Consider the following 8,389-nt stretch of genomic DNA (forward strand, 5'->3'; position numbering starts at 1 on the left):
CTGGCGTGAGGTGACCCTGGCCTCGCCGCCGTTAGCCTCGGGCGAGGCAACCCACGAAACCCACAGCGCAGTCAGCACTGGCTGAAGTCCGACAATGAGTGCCGTCAATCCCGAACCCATGCCCGACTTCACGGCAATCCAGACGCCACCCAGATAACCGGCATGCATCAACACGCCGGTCATGGCCAGATGCAGCCATTGCGCCCGGCCTTGCGGCCACGCCGCCCGGGCGAGCACGATCCAGACAAGGAAACAAGCAATCGACAGAAAATAGCGGATCGCCAGGAAAGTCAGCGGCGGCGCATAAGGCAAACCGTATTTGGCGACGATAAAGCCGGTGCTCCAGATCAGGACAAACACAGCGGGCATGGCCCGGATCAGCGCACCGGAAGAGGATGAAGAAGAGGAAGAACTCAAGAACAGAAGCCTTAGAACGGCAACACCAAGGGCAGGATTACTTGGCGCGCGCGCGGATTTCCGGGATGGCTTTTTTCAGGTAATAAATCATGGACCAGACCGTCAGGATGGCGGAGATCCAGATCAACCAGGTGCCCCACGCGTGCGTGTTGATCACGCCGAACAGCACGCCGTCAAACAGCAGGAAAGGGATGGCAATCATCTGCACCGTGGTCTTGACCTTGCCGAGCATGTGCACGGCCACACTTTTGGTCGCGCCAATCAGGGCCATCCACTCGCGCAGCGCAGAGATGGCGATCTCGCGGCCGATGATGATGAGCGCCACGAACACGTCGGCACGCTGCAGGTGCACCAGCACCAGCAAAGAGGCGCAGACCAGGAACTTGTCGGCCACCGGATCGAGGAAAGCACCAAAGGAAGAAGTCTGGTTCAGCTTGCGCGCCAGGAAGCCGTCCAGCCAGTCGGTGGCGGCAAACACGACAAACATCACGGTGGCAATCAGGTTGCGCTCCGTGGGCGCCAGGTTCAGGTAGAACACCCCCACGATCAGCGGAATCGCAACGATGCGGGTCCAGGTCATCAGCGTAGGGATGGTCAGAAACATGCCCCGATTTTGGCATGAGCCGTGCGGTGGTGCCGGATAGCGGTGCAAAGCACGCCAAAACAGTGCGTTCYGTTGCACAAATACATCTGAGCAAATTTCAAGGAACTGCTGCCCGAAACAGGGCACGCAACCGATGCGGCCTCAATGCAGGGCGCGGTAGATTTCCTCGGCCAGGTCCTTCGAAATGCCATCCACCGTGGCAATGTCTTCCGCGCTGGCCGAAGCGATGCCGCGAATGCCGCCGAAGCGCTGCAACAAGCTGGCGCGCCGCTTGGGGCCAATGCCGGCAATGTCCTCAAGCTTGCTGCCGCCCACCCGCACCTTGGCGCGCTTGGCCCGCATGCCCGTGATGGCGAAACGGTGGGCTTCGTCGCGGATCTGCGCGATCAGCATCAACGCAGCCGAATCCCGCCCTAAATAGACCTTGTCACGGCCGTCCGCAAACACGAGCTCTTCGAGGCCAACCTTGCGGCCCTCCCCTTTTTCAACGCCGGCAATCAGGCCCAGGTCCAGGCCCAGTTCTTCGAACACTTCGCGTGCCATCGACACCTGCCCCTTGCCGCCGTCGACCAGCACCAGGTCGGGCAGTTTGGCCTCCCCATTGCGTGCGGCTTCAGCCAGCCGGGTATAGCGGCGCATCAGTACCTGCCGCATGGCGGCGTAGTCGTCGCCTGGCGTGATGCCTTCGATGTTGTAGCGGCGGTATTCGCTGTTGACCATCTTGTGCTCCTGGAACACGACACAGGAGGCCTGGGTCGACTCACCGGCCGTGTGCGAGATGTCAAAACATTCGATGCGCAGCGTGTCGAGGTTGTCGAGCGGAAGATCCAGCGCCTCGGCCAGCGCGCGCGTGCGCGCCTGCTGGGAACCTTGCTCCGCCAGCAGCCGGGCCAGCTGGAGGCCAGCGTTCTTCTGTGCCATTTCCAGCCAGATGCGGCGCTGCTCGCGCGGCTGGTGAAGGGCCGTGACCTTGATCCCGGTCTGTGCGCTCAGGGCGTCCATCAGCTCTTTGTCCACCGGCTCGCTGCACACCAGGGTGGGTGGAGCCGGCACATCAATGTAATGCTGCGCAATGAAGGCTTCCAGCACCAGAGCCTCCAGGGATTTGCCCGCAGGTGCGGGCGCAGGAACCGGCGGAACACTTTCACCGGCCGCCCCGGCTTGCGCTGCCAGCCTGGCATCCGCATCGATCTCGGCATCCAGTGCCGCGACGTCGGTGGCGTTTTCCACGTGGCTCGGAAAGTACGCCCTGTCGCCCAGGTGGCGGCCGCCACGCACCATGGCCAGGTTGACGCAGGCCTTGCCGCCCTGCACTTTCACCGCCAGGATGTCGACGTCCTTGTCGCCGCCGATTTCCATGGACTGCTGGTGCAGCACCTTGGACAGTGCCGACATCTGGTTACGCAACTCTGCGGCCTGCTCAAACTCCAGCTTGTCGGCATGCACCAGCATTTTTCTCTCAAGCTCGGTCAGGATGTCCTGGGCCTGGCCTTGCAAAAAGCGCTCGGCATTGGCAGTGTCCAGCGCGTACTGCTCGGGCGACACATGACCCACACAGGGTGCGGAGCAGCGCTTGATCTGGTACAGCAGGCAGGGCCGTGTGCGATTGTTGAACACCGTGTCTTCGCAGGTCCGTAGCCTGAACACCTTTTGCAGCAGCAAGATGGTGTCTTTCACCGCCCAGGCGCTAGGATATGGGCCGAAGTAGCGGTGCTTCTTCTCGACCGCGCCGCGGTAGTAGGCAATGCGCGGGAAGACGGCGGCCGTGGGCGCAGCACCTTCTTCGGCTGGGCGCGCACCTGTCAGCTTGAGGTAGGGGTAGCTCTTGTCATCCCGGAACAGGATGTTGAATTTCGGGTTGAGCGTCTTGATCAGGTTGTTTTCGAGCAGCAGCGCTTCAGCTTCCGAGCGCACCACTGTGGTTTCCATGCGGGCGATCCTGGTCACCATATGGCCAATGCGCGTGCCGCCGTGGTTCTTCTGGAAGTAGTTGGAAACCCGTTTCTTCAGGTTGCGCGCCTTGCCGACATACAGTACACCGCCCTCCGCATCGAAGTAGCGGTACACGCCGGGCAAGGCGGGCAGCGCGGCGACTTCGCTGAGCAGTTGGGGGTCAAATTCGTGGGCTTTGGTCATGGGCTGAAATGGTGCAACTGGCCGTATTGTGGACAATCCTTTCATGAATCGCAGCCTGCAGTGGGACATTTTTTGCAAAGTCATCGACAACTTCGGGGACATTGGTGTGTGCTGGCGCCTGGCCGCTGACCTGGCCTCGCGCGGGCAAAAAGTGCGGCTCTGGGTGGACGATGCCTCAGCATTGACATGGATGGCCCCCGGGGGCTGTGAAGGCGTGCAGGTATTTCCGTGGCCCTCCGGTGAACAACCCCTGGACCTGGACGCCGCAAGGCTCGCCGGGCAGCCCTGCGATGTGCTGGTTGAGGCCTTCGGCTGTGAAGTTGCTCCTGTTTTCATAGCGGTTTGCGCTCGCCAGCATTGGGCTGGAGGCCAAAAACCCGTATGGATCAATCTCGAATACCTGTCTGCCGAGGACTACGTGGAGCGCTCCCACGCCATGCCGTCGCCGGTACAAAGCGGTCCGGCCGCCGGCTGGACCAAGTGGTTTTTCTACCCGGGCTTCACGGCTGGTACCGGCGGGCTGCTGCGCGAGTCAGGCCTGCAGGACAGGCAAGCAGGCTTTGACCGCGCAGGCTGGTTGAAAACCTACGGAATCCACTGGGGCGGCGAAACCCTGGTGTCCCTGTTTTGCTATGAGCCCCCCGCGCTCGAAGGCCTGCTGGCGCAATTTTCAGAACATGGCTTGCAGGGCAAACCGGTGCATCTGCTGGTGGCTGCGGGGCGTGCCGCAAATGCCGTTCGCACCCTGCTTGACGATCAAAATCGGCTGCAGCCCAATAAGGACGGGCGCAAGCAGCTATCAATTTCATACCTCCCCCTGCTGACGCAAACCGGCTTTGACCACCTGCTCTGGGCCTCGGACCTGAATTTTGTGCGCGGGGAGGACTCGGTGGTGCGGGCGCTTTGGGCCGGCAAGCCTTTCGTCTGGCACATCTATCCGCAGCATGACGGCGCCCACCTGGCCAAACTGCAGGCCTTCCTGGACATGCTCCAGGCGCCCCCCTCCCTGCGGGCTTTTCACGCCGCCTGGAACGGCAAAACAGCGTCGCCACCCACCGTCGGCGGCCTGGCGTCCTTCCCCATTGACCTGCCGGCCTGGCAAGCAACAGCCCAAGCGACCCGTTCCCGCCTCATGGCCCAAGACGACCTGGGGACACGGCTGCTCGGTTTCGTGACAAAAAAACGTTAAAATCATAGGCTTTGCAGAACAGCCTGAAGGTCGACCAGACTTTGGCGTCCTGCACAACCCGCCGCGGAACCTGCACACCGGTGCAAGCGTTTAGCGGCCTACCTCAGTAAAACTGCTATGAAAATCGCTCAAGAAATCCGCGCCGGCAACGTCATCATGAACGGCAAAGACCCGATGGTGGTGCTCAAGACCGAATACAGCCGCGGCGGGCGCAATTCCGCCACCGTGCGCATGAAGCTCAAAAGCCTGGTCGCCAACTTCAACACCGAAGTCGTGTTCAAGGCCGACGACAAGATCGACCAGATCGTCCTCGACAAAAAGGACTGCACCTATTCCTACTTCGCAGACCCGCTGTATGTCTGCATGGACTCCGAATACAACCAGTACGAAGTCGAAGCGGAAAACATGGGCGATTCGCTCAATTACCTGCAGGACGGCATGGAACTGGAAGTCGTGTTCTACGACGGCAAGGCCATCTCGGTTGAACTGCCCACCAGCGTGCAGCGCGAAATCACCTGGACCGAACCCGCCGTCAAGGGCGACACCTCCGGCAAGGTTCTGAAGCCTGCCAAGATCGCCACCGGCTTTGAAATCGGCGTGCCCATCTTTGTGGCGCAAGGCGACGTGGTCGAAATCGACACCCGCACCGGCGAGTACCGCAAGCGCGTGTAATCCCGCTTCTGCCTCTTTCATCTCCCTCAAAAGGCTCCTTACGGAGCCTTTTTGCTTTGCGCGGCCTCCAGTCCCCGAAAAGCACCCTCCCCACCTGATCGTTCACAATAAGCTTATGGAACAAAAACAAGATTTATCCGTCAGCCGCCTGGCCAACGCCTGGGCTGAACTGCAGGCCCATGCACGGGAAGGCACACCGCTGGAGGCCGACGCCTCACGGCTGGCATTTGCCGACCCGGAGTTTTTGCTGCGGCGTGAAACACGCGGGATCCGCTTCCAGCTGGAACTGCTCAAGCCCGACCTGGAACAGCAGGCCCATGGCATTGAAAATACCGTGGTCGTTTTCGGCAGCGCCAGGTTTCGCAGCGAGGAAGATTCCGTCACCATGGTGGCCGAAGCCGAGGCAGGCGGGGATGCCGAAACCATAGACCGCGCGCGCAAACTGGCCCGCAATGCCCACTATTACGAAAAAGCCCGCGCCTTCGGCAAGCTCGTGGCGCAGTACAGCGAGACAAAACCGCCCGAGACCAAGCTCTTCATCTGCACCGGCGGCGGCCCGGGCATCATGCAGGCGGCCAACCGGGGTGCGCACGAGGCCGGCGGGCTCAGTGTGGGCCTGGCGATCGCCCTGCCCATGGAAGAAGCGGCCAACCCTTATGTGCCGCCTGAGCTGTCATTCAAATTCCACTACTTCGCGCTGCGCAAGATGCACTTCATGATGCGCGCCAAGGCGCTTGTGGTGTTTCCGGGTGGTTTCGGCACGCTCGACGAACTGTTTGAAGTCATCACGCTGGTACAGACCCGCAAGGCCAAACCGGTGCCCATCATTCTTTTTGGCAGCAGCTACTGGAAACGCCTGCTCAACACCGACATGCTGGTGGAAGAAGGCGTGATATCGCCCAACGACCTCAAGCTCTTTCAGTACGTGGACGACGCACAGGTCGCCTGGGACCTGATCAAGGACTTTTACCGTCTGTAGGCCCGGTTTCGGGATGGTGCCCGCCATGGGCAGACATGCTGTCCTTGAGCAGCCACGCCGCGCGTGAACCCGCGCCGACCATGGCCCCGGTGACCCAGAAGACCCCGCCGATTCCCATCAGCGCGCCGGCAGATCCAAACAACATGGGCATCACCACGCTGGACGCATTGATCGCCATCAAGCGCAGCCCCAGCGCTTCGCCGTGGCGCGCTTCCGGTGTGATCTGGTGCAGCATGCTCATCACCATGGGTTGCACCATGCCCAGCGCAAGGCCCAACAGGATGGAGCACAGGCCCATGCCGATCGCCGAATGCATCAAGGGGTAGATGCCGAACAGTGCGGCTGTCGCCAGCATGGAGACCGCCAGTACCTTCCACTCGCGCAGATGGGCCGCCACCAGCGGCATCACCATGCGGATCAGGGCCGCGGCTACCGCAAACGATCCCAGGATGGTGCCTATGACCGAAGCACTGATGCCGCGCTCAAAACCCAGCACCGGCACCACAAAAGTATGGACGTCCCAGCAGGACGACAAAAACCAGTTCACCAGCATGAGGCGGCGAAAGTCGGCCTGGCGCAGCAAATCCCAGGCCTTGGGCTGCACCCCGCCGCTGGCGGCGATCACCGGAGGGAGCTCCCGCGTCTTGCGCACCAGGAACCAGCAGGCCAGCGGCAGGATCGCCATCAACAAAAACGCCGCCCGGTAGCCGGAAGTACTGCCCGGCACGGCGCCCACATGGTCGATCAGCAGGCCGGCGGAAAAAGGCCCGATGAAATTGGACACCGCCGGACCGATGGCTAGCCAGCTGAACACCTGGCGCAACTCCAGTGCGCCGACCGCCGCACGGCCCACGTGGCGCTGCAGGGAAATAACTGCCGCGCCGGTGGCGCCGCCCGTGAGCAGCGCCGCCAGACACAGCACCGGGAACACCGGAAAGGCCACCGCAGCCCCGGCTCCCAGCACCGCAGCGAACACGCTATACCGTATCGGGCGCCTGAGACCATGCCGGTCGGCGAAACGGCCGGCCGGCAGCGCCAGGAAGACTTGCGTCAGAGCGAACAACGCAAGCAGCACTCCCACCGCCGCAGGGCTGTAGCCCTCGCGCAGCGCCAGCAGGGGCGCCGCCATGCGCGTGCCGGCCATGCAGGCGTGCAGGCAGATCTGCGCCACGATAAGGCGTGCAAGTTCAGGCGTCATGACGCACAGCTCATGCGGTGCGCATCAAATGTTGTCCAGGTCTTTGTCAAGCGGATCCAATGGAAGCAGGCGGGCAGAATCGATTTCCGGGAGCGCTTCGACATTGCGCAGGGCTTTGCCCATGACACGGCTGCGCTGCTCGGCGCTGCTCAGCGTGTTGAGCACGGTTTCGGTTTGCGACTTGACCTTGGCCAGCACGTCGCCGAACTTGCCGAACTCTGTCTTCACCGCACCCAGCACCTGCCAGACTTCGCTGGAACGTTTTTCCAGCGCCAACGTGCGAAAACCCATCTGCAGTGAATTGAGCATGGCCAGCAGCGTTGTCGGGCCGGCCAGCGTGACACGGTGGTCGCGCTGCAGGAATTCCATCAGGCCGGGCCGGCGCAGCACTTCGGCATAGAGGCCCTCGGTCGGCAAAAAAAGAATCGCAAAATCGGTGGTGTAAGGCGGGTCTATGTATTTCTCGGAGATCGACCTGGCCTCCAGCCGTATGCGCGTCTCCAGCGCCTTGCCGGCGATTTCAGCGCCCAGCACATCGGCGCGCTGTTGCGCGTCCAGCAGGCGCTCGTAGTCTTCGCTCGGGAATTTCGCGTCAATGGGCAGCCACAGAGGTTCACCCGAATCAGACCGACCTGGCAGCTTGATGGCGAAATCGACCGGGTTCTTGCCACCACGGCGGGTAATGACCTGGGCCGCATACTGGTCGACGGTGAACACCTGTTCCAGCAGCGCCGATAGTTGCGCTTCGCCAAAAATGCCGCGCGTTTTCACATTGGTGAGCAAATGCTTGAGGTCGCCCACGCCCTGCGCCAGCGTCTGCATTTCGCCCAGGCCCTTGTGCACCTGTTCGAGCCGGTCGGCTACCTGCTTGAAACTTTCGCCCAGGCGCGTCTCCAGCGTCGTCTGCAGTTTCTCGTCGACCGTCTTGCGCATCTCGTCGAGCTTGGCCGAATTGGTTTGCTGCAGTTGCGCCAGCTGTTTTTCCAGGGTCTCGCGCACTTCACCCATGCGCCTGGCGTTCGACTCGCTGACGGACTGCAGCTGAGTGGTCAGGGTATCCGACAGCGTTTTTTGCAGCAGGGTGAGTTGCTGCGAAAACGCGTCAATTTGCGTGTTCTGCGTGCGGATCGCTTCGGCGCTTTGCTGCACCAGCGTTTGCTGGAAGGTGGCGAAAGTAGTCGCCAATTCCTGCCG

8 protein-coding genes are annotated in these 8,389 nt (G+C 61.8%); 3 read left to right on the forward strand and 5 right to left on the reverse strand.

The genetic code is table 11. The features are described from left to right. The 3 genes from AC1DWI_RS07270 to uvrC all read right to left on the reverse strand — a co-directional run. A partial coding sequence (locus tag AC1DWI_RS07270) for an EamA family transporter (protein ID WP_477724603.1) occupies window positions 1-369 on the reverse strand: 369 nt, incomplete at its 3' end. 85 nt (window positions 370-454) lie between these two features. After that, the gene (gene pgsA / locus AC1DWI_RS07275; protein WP_477671024.1) at window positions 455-1,021 is read right to left on the reverse strand and encodes a CDP-diacylglycerol--glycerol-3-phosphate 3-phosphatidyltransferase; all 567 of its coding nucleotides are present in this window, start codon (window positions 1,019-1,021) and stop codon (window positions 455-457) included. Between the two features lie 141 nt (window positions 1,022-1,162). Next, window positions 1,163-3,157, reverse strand: a complete 1,995-nt coding sequence (uvrC, locus tag AC1DWI_RS07280) for an excinuclease ABC subunit UvrC (RefSeq protein ID WP_477671025.1) — start codon at window positions 3,155-3,157, stop codon at window positions 1,163-1,165. Between the two features lie 43 nt (window positions 3,158-3,200). Between uvrC and earP the strand changes: the two genes are divergently transcribed. The 3 genes from earP to AC1DWI_RS07295 all read left to right on the forward strand — a co-directional run bounded on the left by earP (window position 3,201) and on the right by AC1DWI_RS07295 (window position 5,997). Continuing rightward, window positions 3,201-4,346, forward strand: a complete 1,146-nt coding sequence (gene earP / locus AC1DWI_RS07285) for an elongation factor P maturation arginine rhamnosyltransferase EarP (RefSeq protein ID WP_477671026.1) — start codon at window positions 3,201-3,203, stop codon at window positions 4,344-4,346. A 117-nt stretch (window positions 4,347-4,463) separates the two neighbouring features. Next, window positions 4,464-5,018, forward strand: a complete 555-nt coding sequence (efp, locus tag AC1DWI_RS07290) for an elongation factor P (protein WP_411883615.1) — start codon at window positions 4,464-4,466, stop codon at window positions 5,016-5,018. Window positions 5,019-5,133: 115 nt separating this feature from the next. Continuing rightward, a complete protein-coding gene (locus tag AC1DWI_RS07295; protein WP_457278831.1) occupies window positions 5,134-5,997 on the forward strand; it encodes an LOG family protein in 864 nt (287 codons plus the stop codon). On the opposite strand, the gene AC1DWI_RS07300 is transcribed toward AC1DWI_RS07295, so the two are convergent. After that, window positions 5,975-7,195: an MFS transporter gene (locus tag AC1DWI_RS07300; RefSeq protein WP_477671027.1), complete on the reverse strand. Its 1,221-nt coding sequence runs from the start codon at window positions 7,193-7,195 to the stop codon at window positions 5,975-5,977. The genes AC1DWI_RS07295 and AC1DWI_RS07300 overlap by 23 nt on opposite strands. Before the next feature lie 24 nt (window positions 7,196-7,219). Further along, window positions 7,220-8,389 (reverse strand): DNA recombination protein RmuC (gene rmuC, locus AC1DWI_RS07305; RefSeq protein WP_477724602.1); only part of this gene is annotated, 1,170 nt, incomplete at its 5' end.

The organism is Polaromonas sp. P3_C2, assembly GCF_056402675.1.